The organism is Gimesia benthica (assembly GCF_009720525.1).
Lineage (GTDB): Bacteria > Planctomycetota > Planctomycetia > Planctomycetales > Planctomycetaceae > Gimesia > Gimesia benthica.
Genome location: NZ_CP043930.1, coordinates 3098841 through 3119070, shown reverse-complemented (window position 1 = coordinate 3119070; position 20230 = coordinate 3098841). Strand labels below are relative to the sequence as shown.

Genomic DNA, 20230 nt, shown 5'->3' with positions numbered 1-20230 from the left:
CCAACTCCAATTCTAATTTTAAACAAGGTGATTGACATGAAGGTATCGTATCGTAATATCCTCGGCTCCCTGTTGAGTCTGGTTTGTCTGTGTGGTTTGTCTGCCAGTGTCCAGGGGCAGGTGAATGCTCCTCCAGGAAAAGTGGAAGTCGGCGATGCGGCTCCTGCTTTCACAGCTACAGATGACGCGGGCAAAGGCTGGAAGTCGACTGATTATATTGGTAAGAAAATTCTGGTGGTCTACTTCTACCCTGCCGACATGACCGGTGGCTGCACCAAGCAGGCCTGTGGATTCCGAGATGACATGAAGAAGCTGCAGGGGAAAGACGTAGAAGTTGTGGGTGTCAGTGGTGATTCGGTACGTAATCATCAATTGTTCAAAAAAGAGTATGATCTGAACTTCACGCTGCTGGCGGATGAAGATGGCAGTGTGGCTAAGAAGTTTGGTGTTCCCCTGCGTCCCGGTTCCACGATTGAGCGGACCATCGACGGGAAAAAGGAGAAGCTGACCCGTGGTGTGACAGCAGCCCGCTGGACTTTTGTGATCGACAAAGACGGTAAGGTTGCCATGAAGAACACCAAGGTCAAAGCTGCTGATGACAGCAAAGCCATCCTGAAGAAAGTCAACGAACTGAAGTAGTTCCTGCTCCTAAAACCGTTCTTTGGGCCGAAAACTACGGTTCAGAAGCGTTCACTCACCCGTAAAAATCGTCATTCGTACTCGACAGTCAACCGGCTGAAGGCATACAATTGACGGTGCGGGTGAGTTGTTTTTTGTTTGTTACCAGGGAGACAAGCCCATGAGCCGTAACCGTTTGAATCAAATCCTGTCTGTCTCCGCCGCTGTGCTTCTGCTGGCTGCGATGACGCTGGCAGGATGCGGGAAAACGGAAACGTCGAATGAGACGGTATCGGACGCCGATTCCGAAACGCCGGTCGCCGAAGCCGAACTGGGGGCAGCAGCGCCTCTCCCGGGATCAGCATCCTCGAAGCCTGACATGAGTCAGACAGAGACGGTTTCCTTCCAGTCGGGAATGGAAGTCGGAGAGGTCCCGATGCCGTTTGAAGTGGAAGATGTCACGGGGCCCTATGAGGGAAAGACACTCTGCTACCGTTGTCTGTATGGGGAACGCCCTGTTGTGGGGATTTTCGTCCGGGAACTGGGACCACAGACCGAGACACTAATTCAGAAGATCGATCAGGAGGTGGCCGCTCACAAAGATGATAAGCTGGCTGCATTCGTCGTATTGCTGAGTGAGAATCCTGGTGAGCAGAAATCGAAGTTAAAACAAATCGCCAGCGAGAAGAAAATTCAACATGTACCGCTGACGGTGTATGAAGGCACTGACAGTCCGCTGGGTTATAACGTAAAGCAGGAGGCTGCTGTGAATGTCATGCTCTGGGAGGGCGTTGTCAAAGCGAACCGGGCATTCCGTACCGGGGAGCTGGATCAATCGGGCATTCAGGAAGTCGTCGAAGACACCCGCTTGATGGTGAATTAGTTCTGTTGCCGGGGATGTGATTCCGGTCAGGGCCAGGAGATTCGAAACTCGCTCGAATTTCAAAGTTATTTTATTTAGACAGGACGTGGAAACACCGCTTTTGCCTATGTTGTTTGCATCAGACGCTACCAGATTACTACCAGAACGCACCCGCTGTTTCCTGTATGGGGGCATGCTGATTCTGAGTTTACTGCTGCCCGGTTTCTGTTTCGGGCAGGAGTCCCTGGATGCGTGGCCCAATGGCCGCGATCAACTGGAGCTGTTTCCTGCGAGTCGTCAGTTTTCAAAACGCTATCAGGATGCCCGCCAGCTGATTGATGAGAAGAACTATTCTGCTGGAATTCCTGAGTTGCAGGCGATTCTGGATGCCCCGGAAGATTTTGTGGCCATTGATCGTGGTGTGGGCTTTCACAGCCTGAAACGGGCTGCCGAGGATCAACTGGCGGCGTTACCTCCGGACGGAAAAAAATACTATTCGGTGCAGTACGGTCCCACCGCTGAGCAGATGCTGCGCGAAGCACGGGAACAGGACAACCAGGACCTCCTCCGCGAAGTCGTTCGCCGATTTTTTCATACCCAGGCGGGAGCCGAGGCTGCTTACACGCTGGGTTCTTATTACTACGAACGGGGTGATTTACCGGCTGCAGCGCAGTTGTGGGAATCGCTCAGCGAACGGCATGATCTGGCCACTGAGAAGGAACCACATCTGACGTTCAAGCTGGCGGTCGCCTGGTACCATCTGGGGAACCTCGGAAAAAGCCGCCAGTCGCTGATGAAGCTGGCTCGTGAGACCAACGGTACAGACTATGTCTTTCCGAATGGCAAAAAGGTCGCGTTGTTCAAGGAAGGGCAGAACCCTGTCGCATGGTTATCCCAACTGGTGGGAACGCTGAATCTGAAGGGAGCCCGGGAACAGTCTGACTGGACTCTCTATCGCGGTAATGCAGAGCGAATCGCATCCGCAGAGTTCGCCGTCCCTTCCTCGAAACCGGAGTGGCAGTTTTCCACGATCCGCGACCCATTCTTACAGAAGAATCCAAATCTGCCTCCCCTGGAAGCGATCCTGCAGAAACTGGGTGACTTCCGTCGCAAGCATCTGTCGGGGGTATTACCTGCTGCCAGTCCGATCGTGGCGGGCGACACGGTTGTCGTGAGAACGCACAATAACCTGAAGGGATTGGACCTGCGATCCGGCAAACTGAAGTGGGAGACGACGGTTTCGGATGCGTTGTTCCGCGAGATGCTGAAGGATCCGCAGAATTCCGATGAAGAATTTCTGGGTACGCCCCAGACTCCGTTACAGAAATATCTGACGCAGCGGGCCTGGCAGGATTACACGGTCGGCCATTTAAGCTCAGATGGCAAGCTCGTATTCAGCGTGGAAAACGTTGGCTTTATCGGCGGTTTCTATCACTTCAGTCGGGAAGACCAGGAGAGCGTTCTCTCACCCAACTCCTACAACCGTCTGATGGCCTTTGAAGTCGACACGGGTAAGTTCGTCTGGGAACTGGGAGGTCCCCGGTTACAGAACCCGATTAATTACTCAGGGCACTACTTCCTCGGGCCGCCGTTACCCCTGAATGGCAAGCTGTATGCTCTAGCAGAAGAGGGACGCGAGTTTCGTCTGCTGGTGCTGGATCCGCAGACCGGGAAAACGCTCTGGACGCAGTCGTTGTTTCGTAGCGAGTATCCGATCGCCCGCGATTATACAACGGATCGTCGTCCGCTGGACCATATCCGTCGCCGCATGGGATTGAGCCCCTCGCTGGCCCATGGCGTTCTGGTCTGTCCGACCGGTTCGGGGTGTACGGTGGGGATCAACGCCGTAACACGTCAACTGCTCTGGAGAAATGTGGAGCCACGCCGAAATGCGATTACCTCTTACGCTGCCTTCAGTCGCGATGCGAACGAGAATGCCGAAGGCTGGGCGGAATTCACGCCGTTGATCGTGGGTGACCGGGTCCTGTTAGAGTCACGTACGGGACAGAACCTGAAGTGCCTGGATCTGTTTGATGGTCGACTGATCTGGTCGCGACCGCGGCAGGAATACCTGTTTATTGCCTCGGTGCAGGATGGGAATATCCTGCTGGTAGGACCGGGTTCAATTGAGGCACTCAAGTTAAGTGATGGAAGTCCGGCCTGGCCGAAAGCTCAGAAGATTCCAGCTCCCAGCGGACGGGGCATCGTGGTGCGGGATACGTATTTTCTACCTGTGGATACAGGAGAGATCCTGAGTATCCGCCTGGACGATGGTCTGATTCTGGCCCGGACGCGGGTCGAGACTGACACGCTGGTGGGAAATCTGTCAGCCGGGAGCGGGATGCTGGTCGCTCAGAATGAGACCGAAGTCGTCGGGTTTCGATCGGCGGCGTCGATTATTGAACAAATTCGCCTGGCCAGTCAGTCCGATCAGCCAGCGAAACAGGCAGAGGCGGAACTCTTGCGGGGTGAGTTGTATCTTTACTCCGGAAATGTGAATCAGGCCCTGGCGAAAATTGAGCGGTCGATTGAGATCAAACCCACCATCCGTGCACGGCGACTGTATGCAGACATGATGCTGGAAAGTCTCGATCATGACTTCAGTCAGTATGAGAGTCAGATCAGTAAAATTGAACCACTGCTCGTTGATGAAAATCAACAGCGTCGTTTCTTCCAGATCCTGGCGACGAATTACCAGTCCAAGGGAAATCTGAAAGCGGCTCTGGAGAACTACCTGAAGCTCTCGGAATTGAAGAATCTGTTTTCTACCGAGACTGCCAAAGGAGGCGCTTTTGTTCGCACCGATCGCTGGATTCGATCGCAGCTGGAACTGTTGATGGTGCGGGCGAATGAAGAGCAACGTCAGGAAATCGATGCGTTCTTCTCCAGCTATTATACGAACCACCTGGCCTCTGCCGATCAGGATGAACTACAGCGATTTCTGAAGTGCTGTGGTAATCTGTCGGCCACACGTCAGGCGCGAATGCTGCTGGTTGAGCGGCTGACGCAAGAGCTGAAAACAGCTTCTCCGGGAAAGCAGTCGGTCTTGCGTCGTCAGCTGATGCAGCAGCTTGAGCAGCTGCGCAACTCAGCTCAGCCTGTGAGTGCCGCCTTCGCCACGGCTAGACTGGCTGAGATTTATGTGTCACTCAATCAGTATGCCCAGGCAGAGGAGTTGTTGCAGGAGCTGAAAACAAAGTGGCCCGATGTCATCTGTCTGGATGGAAAATCGGGTCAACAGGTGGTGGAGTCCTGGCAGTCAGATCCGGAGTTTCAGAAACAGTCACGTTCCAGGTCTGTCTGGCCTGACTATCCGGCCCAGGTATATCGCGATGAGCAGTCCAAAGGGCAGAACACTTCGCTGCCGGTGGAGATTATCGGGCTGACAAATCCTTTATTCGAAAACCATCGGCTGGAAGTGGGGCCGGCGAAAGAACAACTGCTGGCATTTGACGGTGCAGGGAAGCCGTTGTGGACCTTCTCGCTGTCGGAAGCCGGGATCGAAGTTCCGCAACAGCCTTTCTTCTCGGCCCGCGTCTTCGAGAATTATCTGGTCGTGAACTTTGGGGCCGAGTTTTTTGTGCTGGATACCATCAATCGGAAAACCGATGGTCAGCCAAGCCTGCTCTGGAAACAGAGGATGATCGCCGGTCCGCCGAGTCTGCGTGATTACATTTCCATTGAACGCAGTGGTTTGGCGCCGGTGCTACGCGAATATATCACGCGGAATTCGGATCGCGAACAACTGGGACGTATTGGCACAATCAATTCTGAATTCCTCTGCTATCAACTGGGAAGCGAATTAATCGCCGCCGATCTGCTGACTGGGGAAATTCTCTGGAAACGTCAGGGACTGCCCAACAACAGCTGGCATTTTGGCGATGCGGAGCATGTGATTCTGATGACTTCTCAGAGCCGGACTGAGCCGCGGTACGTGGTTCGGAGTGGTCAGAATGGAGAGTCGGTCAATGCTTTCAAACTGAAGCCAGGTCACTCGGCGATTTTTGCGTTTGAACGCTACCTGCTGACACTGGGGCCGCCCGCCGATGATACGCGTCGACTTGAATTGCGGGACCTGGTCAGCGATGAAGTGGTCTGGAGTTTCGAGATCAACAAAGATACGAATTATACGCTGGGGCAGAATTATGAAATCGCCATGGTGGCAGCGGATGGAACGATTTCCATACGAGACCTGCGGACTGGCGAGAAGAAGGTCGAAGTCAAAGGCCAGGCTGCCCCCAATGTGATGCGTGTGCTGCTGCTGGAGAACAAAAAGCAGTACCTGGTGTTTGTCAGTCTGCCGTATGTCGTAAAGAGCAGAGTAACGTATCGCCCTTTGAGCATGACATCTCTCCTGTTCAACGGGATGTTGTATTCCATCGATCGTGAAACGGGAGAGCTGATGTGGTCGCGGATGCTTGAGGCACAGGGGATCGATTTCACACAGTTCTTCGATTTGCCGGTGATGACGTTTGGCATCCGTCGGGTCATGGGTATTTCAACTTCTTCGGGAAATCAGGTTGATCTGGAGGTCATCGATCTGCGGGATGGTTCGCAGGTACTTAAAGAGACAACGAGCAGCAATCGTCTGCGAACCTGGGTCGTACCCGATCTGGAGCAGAAAGATATTCTGATCGAACCATTCCAGATCCGGTTGAGTTTTGAAGAACCGCCGGTAGTCGCGCCGAAACCTGCAGCGGCCCCTCAGTAGGGCAGCTCAGGCAATCGGTGCCAATGATCTGAGTCGACGCGCGAGTGCCTGACTGGATTGGATGACGATTTAATAGTTGTCGTCGTCTTCGTCATCCTCGAAGTCCTCAAAATCGTCATCATCCCGGTCCGGATGCAGGGGGTTATCCGGGGAGAAGAAGAAGTCTCCGAGCCCCATCGGCATCATGTTGCCACCCAGATTCTGCTGACGCTTTTCTGAGAGAGATTCGAGGTCGAGGGCATCATCACCCAGGCAGCTCTTCAGTGACTCGAGCCAGATGGTATCTTTACTGAGGGGGTGTTCTTTATCCTGAGCGGCACGTTTGAGTGCCAGTCGCAGCACGTTGATTCCGTCACGGGTTGAGAAATCGAGCTTCAGGTTGTGTGACTGCTGCAGGAAGTCGACGGTCAGGTCGAGCATATGCTCATCGGCGAAGGGGAGATGATAGTGCAGGATCATCTTCTCATCTTCGCGATTCGGATGTTCGAGGGTAATGCTGGGCTGTAGACGACTGAGGATGTAGTCGGGGATTTCGAAGGTGGACTCATCCTCGTTCATGGTGACCGCACAGCGGAAATCTGGATGTGCGGGGATTGTGACGCCGGCGACAATGGATTCAATGTAGCGCCGATGATCGAGCAGTGGCGCGAGGCTGGCCCATGATTTTTCATTCATGCGGTTGCCTTCATCGAGGACACAGATGCCGCCACGAATCATGGCACTGACGAGTGGAGAGGCGTGATAATTGATCTTCCCACTTTCGGCGAGTACCGGGGTGACCAGCAGGTCTTCAGGTCGTGTGTCTGCAGTACATTGATAGATGTAGAGTTCCTGCTCGCGCGTGCGTGCGCCTGCGATGGCCAGCGATGTTTTTCCGATACCGGGCGTGCCCACCAGTCGCGGTGTGAGTGGCATATCTTTTTCGTCGATCACCAGCCAGCAGGCGAGCAACTGCTTGAGTGCTTCATGTTGTCCGATCCAGTCGCTGACGGTCTGGTCCGGCCGTCCCAGATGCAGTCCGACACCATCGATTTCCACGCGTTGTGACATTGCCCTGATTTCTATTGTCTGACCAGGGGCTGTGAAACACCGCTGGTGCAGGAGATTCTAAAGTTGAGTAGGCGAAGCCTGATTATAAGCGTCCCGGAGCGTATCTGTCAGGTCTCGACTTCCAGGATGGGAGAGAAATTGGTGTAAAAGGCACAGGAATCATTTTTTGCAGAAATCGTTAAGTCGTTGAAATTGTGAAAGATAACGTTGGTCAGATCACATGTACGGATACGTGATCAGCGGAAAAGATTTTGAGTAATCAAAAAGTGGTTGATAGAATATAAAAGTTTTCCACATTCGATTATGAATAACGTGCCAGGCGTTATTTCATTTCTATATTGAGTTCACACTGATCACCTCGTTCTGAAGTCATCTCCTGTCACTGTTTATTGTGTGACTCACTGACCTGGTCTCTAAAATCGCCAATTTAGAAGGGGGGAAAAGCTATGGATAAGCCTGTACTCGCGAAAGACATCATGGTCACGAAGTTAATCACCTTAACTCCGGACATGGATGTACATGAAGCAATCGGGAAGCTGTTAAATCATCGGATTTCCGGTGCACCCGTATTGGATTCAGAACGCAGATTACTGGGTGTCTTTTCAGAACGGTGCTGCATGGATGTGCTGATTAAAGCCAGCTATGAGCAGTTGCCTTCAACGCAGATCTTTCCGTTTATCGATACGGAACCGCGGTGTATCACGGAAGACACGGATCTGTTGACCATCGCGCAGATTTTTCAGAGCACTCCGACACGTCGTCTGCCGGTCGTGCGGGATGGAAACTGCCTGGTCGGTCAGATCAGTCGCCGTGATCTGTTGAAGGCGGAACTGAAACATCTGCAGTTCAAGACCAATCTGCCTCAGGAGAAAAACCTGTTGTATCTGAGTGGAATTATGAACCGGGAAGAGTCGCCGATTGCCTGATCGGTCTCCTGTTGCAGAGTAAAAAAGAAGAGTGAGTCTTGCCTGAGAAAAACCAGCTGAACCTGTTTCAGCTGGTTTTTCTCGTTCCTGACGGTTTGATTTTCAGAGCTGGTCAACTAAAATCGGGCCAGTTCGCGTTGCTGACAGACTGAACATTTCCGGTCAGTGGGGCGGGCGGTATCCAGTCAGACATCGATTCTATTCAGATAAAGCTAACTATTCGAAGGACTTGCAGCATGGACCAGGCAGAGATTTTACTCGACGCGGAAGAGAGAATGGACAAAGCGGTTCACGTATTCCAGGGTCAGCTGCAGGGGATTCGTACGGGGCGGGCCACCCCCGGTCTGGTGGATTCGATCCGCGTGGATTACTACGGTTCGCCGACTCCGTTGAAGCAGATGGCGAACGTGAGCGTTCCCGAGCCGCAGCAGATTCTGATTCGCCCCTTCGATGCCCAGATGGTGGGAGAGATTGCCAAAGCGATCCAGGCCAGCGATATGGGACTGGCACCGAATACCGATGGTCGCGTCGTGCGATTGAACATTCCCCCGCTTTCGACAGAACGTCGTCGTCAGCTGGTCTCCCGCGTGAAAGAGCTGGCTGAAGAAGCCCGGATTTCGATCCGCAACATCCGCCGGGATGCAAACAAGCATGCTGACCAGTCCGAAAAAGACAAAGTGATGGGGGAAGACGAACGGGACGATACCAAGGATCAGATCCAGGAACTGACCAAAAAGTTCGAAGGTAAAGTCAACAGCATGGCGGATGCGAAAGAAAAGGACGTGATGGACGAGTAGTCCGTCGGTCTCTCAGTAGCCCGCGCTCGCAACTTAAAGTGCTCCCGCCAGTATAACCAGGAATTCGTCGTTTTTCCGACGGGTTCAATACAGTCACATTCTATCTTAACCTCTGTAATCAAAGAGACAGGTTCAAGTTTCCATGGCAAAGAAAACAATTGAAAACGTAGACGTAGCGGGTAAGACCGTATTGATGCGTGTCGACTTTAACGTTCCGCTGGATGACGATCTGAATATTACCGATGATCGCCGGGTGCGGATGGCTCTGCCTTCGATCAAGTCGGTTATCGATCGTGGCGGTCGCCTGATTCTGATGAGTCACCTGGGACGTCCCAAGGGGGATGCTGGTGATGCGAAATTCAGTCTCAAGCCAACCGCTGCCTGCCTGGGTAAGCTGCTGGATCAGGACGTCGCCTTCGCGACGGATACGGTTGGCGACGATGCGAAGGCAAAAGTCGCTGCCCTGGAAGATGGCCAGGTACTGATCCTGGAGAACCTGCGATTCAACGATGGTGAGAAAAAAGGGGATGCCGCTTTCGCAGGTGCGCTGGCTGCGTTCGCTGATATCTACTGCAACGACGCTTTTGGTACCTGCCACCGGACCGATGCTTCGATGGTCGCAGTTCCGGAAGCCATGGACGGTAAGCCGAAAGTAGTTGGCTTCCTGGTATCGAAAGAAATTCAATACCTGTCCGATGCAATTGCCAATCCACAGCGTCCGTTCGTGGCGATTCTGGGGGGCGCGAAAGTCTCTGACAAGATCAACGTGATCAACAACCTGCTGGGCATTTGCGACAAGGTGCTCATCGGTGGCGCGATGGCTTACACGTTCTCGCTGGCACAGGGAGGTCAGGTTGGTGACAGTCTGGTAGAAAAGGACAAGGTCGAACTGGCAAAAGAGCTGATCGCCAAAGGGGGCGACAAACTGATGCTGCCGGTCGACACACACTGTGGCGACGACTTTAACAGCAACTGCAACAAGCAGGTTGTGAAAGCCGGTGAAATCCCTGATGGTTTCGAGGGACTGGACATCGGCCCGGAATCGGCGAAACTGTTTGCTGAGACAGTTAAGTCCGCTAAAACAGTGGTCTGGAACGGACCGATGGGTGTGTTCGAAATGCCGCCGTTCGATGAAGGAACCAAAGCGGTTGCCCAGGCGATCGCAGACAGTGATGCAACCAGTATCATCGGTGGTGGCGACAGTGCCGCCGCGATCCAGCAGCTCGGTTTTGCCGATCAGGTCTCGCATGTGAGTACCGGCGGTGGTGCCAGCCTGGCGATGCTGGAAGGTCAGGAGTTTGCAGCCGTTAATCTGCTGGATGAAGCCTGATTGAATCCCGCTGAAAAATCGAGTTTATCAGACACAGTCCTTCATTGGAGGGACTGTGTCTTTTTGTTTGGCAATGATCTACTCGCAACCCGGGAAGCAAGGCGGTAGAATAAAGGAGGTAGCGGGTTCTGTTTGTGATACATTCACTGTTGGGCAAGCCAACAGTGCCACCCGGAAAACTCTGGTGTTATTTCAATAGCTCTCATTAACAGTTGTGAACGGGGAGTGAGGCAAATGGTGACGTCGTTATTCTCAAATGAAGAAATCGAGCGGTTTCAGCGTGACGGTTTTGTGGTCGTGGAATCGTTATTCAGTGAGGAAGAAGTAGCGCTACTGGGGCAGATTGGTCGGGCAGACCTGGCGATGCAGCAGGCGACTTTCAGCCGGGCTGACGGAGAAGGGGGCGCGGTCAAACTGAGCGTGGAGAACGAAATCGGCGAAGACATCTATGGTGCGATTGCCGCCGGTCACCGGGTTGTCGACCGGATGGAAGAACTGCTGGGAGATGAAGTCTACCACTACCACCACAAGATGATCCAGAAAGAAGCGAAGGTGGGTGGTGCCTGGGCATGGCACCAGGATTACGGATACTGGTACAACAACGGTTGCCTGTTTCCGGATATGGCCAGCTGTATGATTGCCGTCGACCGGGCGACCCAGGAGAACGGTTGCCTGCAGGTGCTCAAAGGGAGCCACCTGATGGGGCGGATGAATCATGGAAAAGTAGGCGACCAGACCGGCGCAGATCCGGAGCGGGTGGCGGCGGCCTGCGAGCGGTTTGAACTCGTGTACTGCACGCTGGAACCGGGGTCGGCGATCTTCTTTCACTCCAATCTGCTGCACCGTTCAGATCAGAATAAAAGCGACCATCCGCGATGGGGATTCATCTGCTGTTACAACACGAAGCACAATGATCCTTACAAAGAATCGCGACACCCTCAGTACACACCGCTGACGAAGAGGGATGATGCGGACGTATTAAAAATCGGTCATGCCCAGTGGGAACAGATGCAGGCAGATTCGTCGCTGTGATGAGTGACATGGAATTGTGGGAGCAGAATGGGTAAGAGTGCCGAAACCACAGGAAATTCGCTGAGTCAGCAGAGTGAGCTGATCAAGCGACTGGCGCGCGAGGTCGGCTTTGATCTGGCCGGGATTGCGCCGGCGGTCACGCCCACTGGTTATCACAGCTTTCTGGACTGGCTGAACCAGGGATACGCGGGAGAGATGAGTTACCTCGAACGTCGTAAAGAGGCCTATGAACATCCACGCTATGTGATGAGTTCCGTGCGCAGTGTGCTGATGTTGACGTTGAATTATCAGACGGAAACGCCGCCCGAGGTGACGGGAACCGAGGCGCGGGTTTCGCGTTATGCCTGGGGGACGACCGACTATCACAAGGTGATTCGCAAGAAACTGAAGCAGTTGTCGCGCTTGATTCACGAGCAGTATCCCGATTGTGAAACGCGGGGTGTTGTCGATACTGCGCCGCTGCTGGAGCGGGACTTCGCCCAGTTGGCAGGTCTGGGCTGGATTGGAAAGAATACTCTGCTGCTTAACAAGCGGGAGGGAAGCTGGTTTTTTCTGGCGGGGCTGCTGCTGAGTGATGAGTTGGAATATGACGAACCGCAACAAACAAGTCATTGTGGTACCTGTACGCGGTGCCTGGAGGCCTGTCCGACCGATGCGTTCGTAGAAGCGGGGACGCTGGATGCGCGGAAGTGCATCTCGTATCTGACAATCGAACTGCGAGATCAGCCAATCCCTGCAGAGTTACGACCGGGGATGCAGGACTGGATGTTCGGCTGTGATGTGTGCCAGGATGTCTGTCCCTGGAATCGGAAGGCACCGATCAGCGGAGAACCAGCGTTCCAGCCGGTCGAAACGTTTACGCCCGTTGATGCTTGCGAACTGCTGACACTGGATGAAGCTGCATTTCAGGAGCGGTTCCAGAGCACGCCAATGTCGCGGGCCCGTCGGGCGGGGTTGCTCCGGAATGCAGCCATCGTACTGGGGAACCGGGGAGATGAGAGTGCAGTGCCGGCATTGTTGGGAGTACTCAATGATGATGAGTCGCTGATTCGAGGGGCTGTGGTCTGGGCGCTGGGACGGCTGGGAGCTCCGACCACGGTTGAGATGCTGCAAACCCGTCTGGAAATTGAGACCGAAACAGATGTGATTGAAGAACTCAAGCAGGCACTCGCTAAGCTGGTGCGTTGAGGCGAATAAACTGGAAAATGCGGGGAGAAAGTGGTGGGCTCTGATGGAAAAGTGACAGTGCGTGTATTACGATCTGCAACAGAGTTAAGCCAACAAAAAATCTTTGGTTCGAATATCAGAACGTTATTGTGAATGGGAGCAGTGAGATGGGCGATCAACTTCTTGTCGGAGTCAATGGAGCCAGCGGTCGGATGGGACAGCGGGTGGCTGTGCTCGTATATCAGGATCCGGATCTGAAACTGGGAGCTGCCCTGGAATCGGATACTTCTCCTGCCCTTGGTAAAGATGTGGGTGAAGTGGCCGGCATCGGTCCTGTTGGCCTGAACATTACGTCGGAGTTGACCGACCGCGTGGATGTGATCATCGACTTCTCCCTGCCGGCCGGACTGGTGAAAATCGCCGGGGTCTGTGCTGAACGGCAGATTCCGCTGGTTGCTGCTACCACGGGATTGACGCCGGAACAGCGGAATGAAGTGCTGACGGCTTCACAGACGACTCCCCTGATTCTGGCCCCCAATATGAGCGTGGCTGTGAATCTGATGATGAAGCTGGTGCGGGAAGCCGCCCATTCGCTGAAGAATACTCCCAGTGGCGTGGACGTAGAAATTATCGAGCGGCATCACCGGTTTAAAGAAGATGCCCCCAGTGGGACTGCATTGCACTTTGGTGAAATCATTGCTGACGAGATGGGGCAGACCGAACACGTTCACGGACGCGAAGGGCGTCCCGGTCCGCGTCCGGTTTGTGAAATCGGCTATCACGCTTTGCGGACCGGCGACAATGTGGGAGAGCATACGATTGTCTTCGGCATGATGGGTGAGACGATCGACCTCACAGTCCGCGGCCATACCCGTGACAGCTATGTTTACGGCGCCCTGATGGCGGCCAAATATCTGACAACCCAGAAGGCGGGTCTGTATACAATGGCGGATGTGCTGGGCCTGAACTAAATCTCGGCCTGTCAGTAAGTTATGTTGCTGATCTAATGCTGCCGGTACTATGCGATGGTGTCGGCAGTTTTTGTTCTCAGCGACAGGTATCACCGGTTTATTTTGGTAAGTCTGCCCCTTTTACCAAGTCTGTGAAATGATCAAGAGTCATACACCCGGTAACCGATACAAAAAGAGCGCTGACTGCCTCTCGACAGAACAGAGTGAGGGGGAGAACGGACACCGTGTCCTGTCTAACCGGAATTCAGGGATTGAATTCTGATCTGCTGTCAAAACAGAGTCCCGTCTCGAAGGATCGAGTCATGAGCTGGCTGAAGTCTCTCAAATTCAAAAGCGTTCTGAGTCTCATCTCACGAGATTCCTCTCAAACCGAACGCCAGTCTCGCTTTGGTGTTCGCTGGAACCAGACGGCTAAAGTCTTCGTCGGTTTGATCGCCAGTGTCTGTTCAATGATGGCACTGATCTCCTTCTTTGGTTCACTGGAAGAGCCTTCTGTGGAAGATAAGCTGCTTTCCGATGCCGAGTCGCTGGCGCCCGATCTGGGAAGTGGGGATGAACTGTCGATGGAATTTGGTCTGGATGCAGAGCTGCCGCTGCAGGAAGCGGTTGCTGATGTGGAAGCAGCCATGGGGGAAGTACAGACGGTTTCTGTGGAACAGGCGGCAGGCAGCGGAGAGACCGGTTCGGGAGTCTATCATGCGTTGGGACGCGATTATGGAGATCAGCAGACGAGTGGACGCGTCGAGCAGGTTTCTGGAGCGCAGCCCATTTATGTGTCGGGAAACAGGCAGTCCGGGGGTACGCAGAATGCAAGCAGCTCCGGGGCTGCCTGGCTAACTGGAGAAATTGAAGAGCTCGAGCTGCCGACAGTGCGCAGCGCAGCTGTTCCTTCCAGAAACTATTAAGAGAACAATTAAGCGGAAGTCTCAGACCTTTCAACCATTCGCGGGAATCAGAGTCGATGTATCAGAGTTACTGGAATCTGCAGAGCGGCCCTTTCGAAGAAAAGATGGACGCTGGGTATTTTTATGAGAGCCACCCGCATCAGGCCGGACTGCTGAAGTTGCAATACCTGGTGGAGAACCGCAAGGGAGCCGGTCTGCTGGTCGGGAACCCGGGCAGCGGGAAATCCTACCTGTGCCACGTGCTGAAAAGTCAGCTTGCAGAGCGGCATCAGCCGTTCGTACAACTGGTCTTTCCCCAGCTTTCACCTGTCGAGTTGATTTCATATCTTGCGGTTGAGTTAGGAGCTGAAGAGGCGGGCATCGAGCCGGGAGTGACCGGTAAGGATCGAATCATCCGTGCCCTGCATCGGCAGTTACAGCTGCTTTGTGAGCAGGGGGCACAGCCCGTGATCGTGATCGATGAAGCACATCTGATTGCAGATCAGCGAATTTTCGAGACATTGCATCAGTTGCTCAATTTCCAGCAGACCTCCGATGTCGACTTCACGCTGTTGCTGGTAGGAGACCGGTTGTTGCTGAGTCACCTGCAACGTTCTGCTCAGCTGGATGACCGCATTTCGGTCCGCTGTCTGCTCAGACCGTTTTCTGCGGAAGAGACTCAGCGGTATGTTGAGCATCGTCTGCAGGTCGCCGGCCGGACCGAACCGGTGTTCGAAGCCTCTGCATTCCAGGCGTTGTTCGAACTGACGCAGGGGAATCCGCGGAAGATCAATCGCCTGTGTGACCTGGGGCTGCTGGTCGGTTATGCCGACGAGCTGCCGCTGATTACGTCAGACGTCCTGGAAGCGGTTTCAGAAGAACTTGTGACCTCCATTCCAGACTGATCCTCGGTCTGCGGAATCATTCTATTTAGCGATGTTTCATCTATGGTTGAGCATGTCGCTTTAATTTCGCGCTGACCTGTTTCTGAGGGCAGCGCGTTTTTTTGTGAACCTGCTCCTGAACTTTGGTGTCTGCTTCCCAACGGGTAATGCTACCCCATTAATCTTTCAGGGAAAAACCATGTTTCACTTCTTCTCCAGCGAGAGTTCATCGAGCAACTCGTCAGAATCTGACGGGACGGGGTCGGTGTGTGAAGTGTGAACGTCGACATTGAATGAATTCAAGCCCGTCCGATTCTTTGATCGGACGGGCTTTTTTTATTGGTATACCCCAGCCGGGGCGAGGCTCGCATTTTTTCGTTGCATCAGCCGATCTGGCGCTGCACGGGCACAAAAAGGCTGCTGAGGCTGCTCACCTCTTCAGCTGGCCGGCAGATGTGACACACTCCTCTTGAGAAAGGAGGCTATGAGCAATGGTTCATAAAGTTCATGTGAATGTGGGAACGATCGGTCATATCGATCATGGCAAGACAACGCTGACGGCTGCGATCTTGAAGGTGCAGGCACAGCGTGGTCTGGCGCGCGTCAAGTCGTACCAGGAGATCGCTCGCGGCGGTATCGAACGCGATAAAAACAAGACTGTGACGATCCTGGCGTCGCATGTGAAATACGAAACGGACAAGCGGACGTACGCGCACATCGACTGTCCGGGACACGCGGATTACATCAAGAACATGATTTCCGGTGCAGCCCAGATGGATGGTGCGGTGCTGCTGGTTTCTGCCGCCGACGGTCCGATGCCTCAGACGCGCGAGCACATTCTGCTGGCGCGGCAGGTGGGGGTTCCGTACCTGGTCGTATTTCTCAACAAGTGTGATCTGGTGGATGATCCGGAGCTGATCGAACTGGTAGAGCTGGAGTTGCGGGAAATGCTGACGCATTACGGCTTCGCTGGAGATGAAGTTCCGTTTATCTACGGCTCCGCGAAACTGGCCGATGCACGTCCGGATGATCCTGAGGCCTCCCGGTGTATCCACGAACTGCTGGAGACGCTCGATACCTACGTGCCGGATCCGCAGAGGCTGACTGACAGGCCGTTTCTGATGTCGGTCGAAAACGTGTTCAGCATCATGGGCCGCGGGTCTGTGGTGACGGGTAAAATCGAACAGGGACAGATCCGTCCCGGCGATGCGGTCGAGATTGTCGGTCTGTGTGAAGAGACTCGCACTGATGTTGTGACTTCGGTGGAGTCGTTCAACGCACTGGTCGACACGGGCTATGCCGGCGACAACGTGGGCTGCCTGTTGAGAAAGACGAACTACGCAGAGGTTTCGCGGGGGCAGGTGCTGGCAGCAGTTGGCACCGTGACGCCGTATCGAAACTTCGAGGCGGAAGTTTATGTGTTGAAAAAGGAAGAAGGGGGACGGCATACGCCTTTTTTTGATGGCTATACGCCCCAGTTTTTCTTTCGTACGACGAACGTCACGGGAACCGCACGGGTGGAAGGCCAGGCAGATCTGGCCATGCCCGGCGATGGTGTGACACTGAACGTGATGCTCAACCAGCCGATCGCGCTGGCTGAGGGGGACCGGTTTGCGATACGTGAAGGCAGCAAAACGGTCGGTTCGGGAGTGGTCACACGCGTGATTGCCTGATGCGGGTGCCCCTGGTCTGCCCTGGTGGATCAGGGGCATTTTACTGGAGCAGCAGTGCTGTTCGTGGCCGTGTTCTGTTGAAGTCTGCGTGAAAATGGGGGACAGCCCTTGCGAAATACAGGGGGGCGGGTTCACAATAGGCCAATTCATTTCAACCCGATAGGGAAATCTCGTTGCGTGTGGGAGTGAAAACAGGTCAGCTTAAAAGTGGTCTGACATGATTCCCTGTACGGACGGTCAACAAGGTAAATGTCTGAATGTGGTCTTCGCGTCTGTTCTGGAAACTGTTCCTGGTTTATGCCGGTCTGAATATTGCTTCCGCGATTGTATTCGTGCTGATTGTTTCGGGACGCCAGAAAACCCAGGTGGAAGATCAGGTGCAGCAGCGTTTGCACGACTCAGCAGTGATTATGCGAAGTAGTATGGAAGGGGTCTTCGAGAAGGGATTTTCTGAAGAGCTGCAGATCAAGGTAGAGAAGCTGGGGGCACTAACTGGCACGCGAATTACTCTGATCGACATGGACGGGATCGTGATTGCCGATTCGGATCAGAGCTCACTGCAACTGGTTCGCGACATGGAAAACCACAAAAACCGGGTGGAAGTCATCAAAGCGCTGGCCACGGGCTCGGGGACTTCCGAACGGAGAAGTCCGACACTGAGTGAGCCCATGAAGTATTATGCGCTCTTGTACAGGCATGATGGCGTGCCTAAGGGGGTGGTGCGTGTCTCAATTACGATGTCCAAGATCCAGCTGGAGATTGCTTCGATTGAGAAGCTGATCTGGAGTATTGCGCTGCTGGTCAGCTTTACGGTGATGTTGATTACCTATTGGGTGGTCGCTCGCATGATCCGTCCCCTGACGATTCTGACCAACGCAGCCGAGTCGATTGCCAACGGGGATTACGATCAGAAACTGTATTTTCCCCAGCATGATGAACTGGGAATCCTCGCCCAGTCCTTCAACCATATGAGTAAGGAGATGGCCGAACGCGTGCGTCAGCTGCAGGCGAGCGGTGATCGTCTGAGTACCGTGCTGGAGGGGATGGTCGAAGGCGTGATCGCGACCAATGAACGACAGCATGTGCTGTTTGCCAACGAGTCGGCGGGGCGGTTGTTGTTTTTCTCGCCGGAAGAGGCACAGGGTAAGCCGCTGTTTGAATCGGTGCGAAATCATCAGCTGCAAAAGGCGGTGACAGAGGTATTAAAAAACCTGGAACCCCAGCGGATGGAAGTGGAACTCGAGAGTACCAGCGATCGGATTCTGGGGGTGACCACGACCCCGCTGCCCGGCACTCCCTGTCCGGGGCTGGTGATTGTGTTATTTGACATGACCGAGTTACGGCGGCTGGAATCATTACGTCAGGAGTTCGTCGCGAATGTCTCACATGAATTGAAGACGCCTTTAAGTTCCATCAAAGCGTACACGGAAACCCTGATCCGTGGCGCAATGGATGATCCGGAGATCAGCAAAACGTTTCTGATGCGGATCGAAGAACAGGCAGACCGTCTGCACCAGCTGATTCTCGACTTGATCAGCCTGGCGAGTATCGAATCGGGAAATCAGGTCTTCGATATTATCAGTATCGAGCTGCGTCCGTTTGTTGAGTCCTGCCTGGTGGATCAACAGACTGTGGCGGAATCGAAGCAGATCGAACTGATTATTGAAGAGCAGGAGCCCGGTTTGCGGGTCAAAGCTGACGAAGAAGGCTTGCACCAGATCCTGGGGAACCTGATCAACAACGCGATCAAGTACACTCCGGAGCAGGGAACGATTACGATTCGCTGGCAGCGTGATGAAGGTAACATGGTGTTACTGCAGGTGCAGGATACCGGGATCGGGATCGAGGAGAAGCACCTGGCCCGTCTGTTCGAGCGGTTCTTCCGGGTCGACAAAGCGCGTTCGCGTGAGCTGGGTGGAACCGGGCTGGGGCTCTCAATTGTGAAGCATCTTGTACAATCGTTTAATGGTACGATTGGTGTGACCAGTAAGGTCGGGACAGGAACGACGTTTTCTGTCCGTCTCCCCCGTGGCTGAGATCGGGGTTGAGTGTGGTAAGTGCTGTCTAATTCCAGTGTTAGGATGCGCATTTCCGGTGGTTGAGTTGTTCCGGAAAGATTAAGTACTTCACGGTTTCTTAATATAGTCTTAACAAATTGCGGGTATGGTAACACGCGTCTGAGAGAGGCTACAGCTACCTGTTCGCTCTGAACGGCGGTGTGGTCTCTGAATCAAAGCGAAGAACCATCTAATTTAACCATATCGCATTTGGGAGAAACACACACGATGATCACGACAAACAAGGGGAAAGTATGGGGGCTGCTGTGTCTGGCCATTGGCGTTTCCCTGATTGGCGTTGGCTGCAACGGGAACAGCGACGGCCCGGCTGCCAAGCAGGCTGGATCTGAGCCGGGAGCGGAAGCGTCTGCTGAAGGTGGCGAGAGGCTGGAAGGCAATGTGAAAATCGATGGCTCCAGCACCGTGTATCCCGTGAGTGAAGCAGTTGCCGAAGAGTTTCGTGCAGTGCAGCCTAAGATTCGTGTAACGGTTGGTGTCTCCGGTACCGGTGGCGGTATGAAGAAATTTATCGCAGGCGAAGTAGATATCTGCGATGCATCTCGGGCGATGAAAGAAAAAGAAGCCAACGCCTGTAAAGAGCAGGGAATCGAGTTCATCGAACTGTCAGTCGCGTTTGACGGTCTGGCTGTGATCGTGAACCCCAAGAACGACTGGTGCGACTGCCTGACCGTCGGTCAGCTCAAAGAACTGTGGCGTCCGGAAAGTGGCGTTAAGCAGTGGAAAGACCTAGATCCCAAGTGGCCTGCCAAAGACATCAAGCTGTACGGTCCGGGAACTGACTCGGGTACTTTCGATTACTTCACCGAAGCAATCGTTGGTGAATCCAAAGCCAGCCGGGCTGACTACACTGCCAGTGAAGACGATAACGTGCTGGTGACCGGTGTCTCCGAAGACGCAGATGCTCTGGGTTACTTCGGCTACGCTTACTACGACGAAAACAAAGACAAACTGAAACTGCTGGCTGTTGATGGTGGCAAAGGTTGCGTCAAACCTTCTCTGGAAACCGTGCGGAACAACTCTTATGAGCCACTGTCCCGCCCGCTGTTCATCTATGTGCGGAAGTCCGCTCTGGAGCGACCTGAAGTAGTTGCCTTCGTCAAGTTCTACATGGAAAACGCTGCAGCTCTGTCGAAAGACGTGGGATATGTGCCCGTCTCAGAAGAAGTTCAGAAGAAGAATATGGAAACCCTTAATGGAGCTTTGTCGAAGTGACAAACGAACGTTCTGACGCAGAACAACCAGTTGAA

The 20230-nt window shown here is 53.8% G+C and carries 15 protein-coding genes; 14 read left to right on the top strand and 1 reads right to left on the bottom strand.

Going from position 1 to position 20230, the window contains the following annotated elements:
* Positions 1-36 precede the first annotated feature (36 nt).
* The 3 genes from F1728_RS11790 (at position 37) to F1728_RS11780 (ending at position 6191) form a co-directional block, all read left to right on the top strand.
* Positions 37-639 (top strand): peroxiredoxin, encoded by a 603-nt coding sequence (locus F1728_RS11790; RefSeq protein WP_155364266.1) that lies wholly within the window; start codon positions 37-39, stop codon positions 637-639.
* A gap of 160 nt (positions 640-799) precedes the next feature.
* Complete coding sequence (locus tag F1728_RS11785) at positions 800-1501, top strand: hypothetical protein (RefSeq protein ID WP_155364265.1); 702 nt, start codon at positions 800-802, stop codon at positions 1499-1501.
* A 106-nt stretch (positions 1502-1607) separates the two neighbouring features.
* Entirely contained in the window at positions 1608-6191 is a 4584-nt protein-coding gene (locus F1728_RS11780) for an outer membrane protein assembly factor BamB family protein (protein ID WP_228030841.1), read from the top strand.
* A 69-nt stretch (positions 6192-6260) separates the two neighbouring features.
* Here F1728_RS11780 and F1728_RS11775 read toward each other — a convergent pair whose 3' ends face one another.
* Positions 6261-7241, bottom strand: coding sequence for an AAA family ATPase (locus tag F1728_RS11775; RefSeq protein WP_155364263.1), 981 nt, complete (start codon positions 7239-7241; stop codon positions 6261-6263).
* A gap of 446 nt (positions 7242-7687) precedes the next feature.
* Here F1728_RS11775 and F1728_RS11770 point away from each other — a divergent pair, with 446 nt between their 5' ends.
* The 11 genes from F1728_RS11770 to F1728_RS11720 all read left to right on the top strand — a co-directional run bounded on the left by F1728_RS11770 (position 7688) and on the right by F1728_RS11720 (position 20195).
* Complete coding sequence (locus F1728_RS11770) at positions 7688-8167, top strand: CBS domain-containing protein (protein WP_145036263.1); 480 nt, start codon at positions 7688-7690, stop codon at positions 8165-8167.
* A gap of 236 nt (positions 8168-8403) precedes the next feature.
* Positions 8404-8964 carry a ribosome recycling factor gene (gene frr, locus F1728_RS11765; protein ID WP_145036265.1) on the top strand — a complete coding sequence of 187 codons (561 nt, stop codon included), beginning with the start codon at positions 8404-8406 and terminating at the stop codon, positions 8962-8964.
* 142 nt (positions 8965-9106) lie between these two features.
* A complete protein-coding gene (locus F1728_RS11760; RefSeq protein ID WP_155364262.1) occupies positions 9107-10294 on the top strand; it encodes a phosphoglycerate kinase in 1188 nt (395 codons plus the stop codon).
* Positions 10295-10528: 234 nt separating this feature from the next.
* Positions 10529-11326 (top strand): phytanoyl-CoA dioxygenase family protein, encoded by a 798-nt coding sequence (locus tag F1728_RS11755; RefSeq protein WP_155364261.1) that lies wholly within the window; start codon positions 10529-10531, stop codon positions 11324-11326.
* A gap of 27 nt (positions 11327-11353) precedes the next feature.
* Positions 11354-12514 carry a tRNA epoxyqueuosine(34) reductase QueG gene (gene queG, locus F1728_RS11750; RefSeq protein ID WP_155364260.1) on the top strand — a complete coding sequence of 387 codons (1161 nt, stop codon included), beginning with the start codon at positions 11354-11356 and terminating at the stop codon, positions 12512-12514.
* A 146-nt stretch (positions 12515-12660) separates the two neighbouring features.
* Positions 12661-13464, top strand: coding sequence for a 4-hydroxy-tetrahydrodipicolinate reductase (gene dapB, locus F1728_RS11745; RefSeq protein ID WP_145036274.1), 804 nt, complete (start codon positions 12661-12663; stop codon positions 13462-13464).
* A 302-nt stretch (positions 13465-13766) separates the two neighbouring features.
* Positions 13767-14369: a hypothetical protein gene (locus tag F1728_RS11740; protein WP_155364259.1), complete on the top strand. Its 603-nt coding sequence runs from the start codon at positions 13767-13769 to the stop codon at positions 14367-14369.
* 56 nt (positions 14370-14425) lie between these two features.
* Entirely contained in the window at positions 14426-15253 is an 828-nt protein-coding gene (locus F1728_RS11735; RefSeq protein ID WP_155364258.1) for an ExeA family protein, read from the top strand.
* Between the two features lie 470 nt (positions 15254-15723).
* On the top strand, positions 15724-16905 hold the full coding sequence (gene tuf / locus F1728_RS11730) for an elongation factor Tu (RefSeq protein WP_149340871.1): 1182 nt from the start codon (positions 15724-15726) through the stop codon (positions 16903-16905).
* Between the two features lie 257 nt (positions 16906-17162).
* Complete coding sequence (gene pnpS / locus F1728_RS11725) at positions 17163-18941, top strand: two-component system histidine kinase PnpS (RefSeq protein WP_155364257.1); 1779 nt, start codon at positions 17163-17165, stop codon at positions 18939-18941.
* Positions 18942-19190: 249 nt separating this feature from the next.
* The gene (locus F1728_RS11720) at positions 19191-20195 is read left to right on the top strand and encodes a PstS family phosphate ABC transporter substrate-binding protein (protein ID WP_155364256.1); all 1005 of its coding nucleotides are present in this window, start codon (positions 19191-19193) and stop codon (positions 20193-20195) included.
* Positions 20196-20230: the final 35 nt, after the last annotated feature.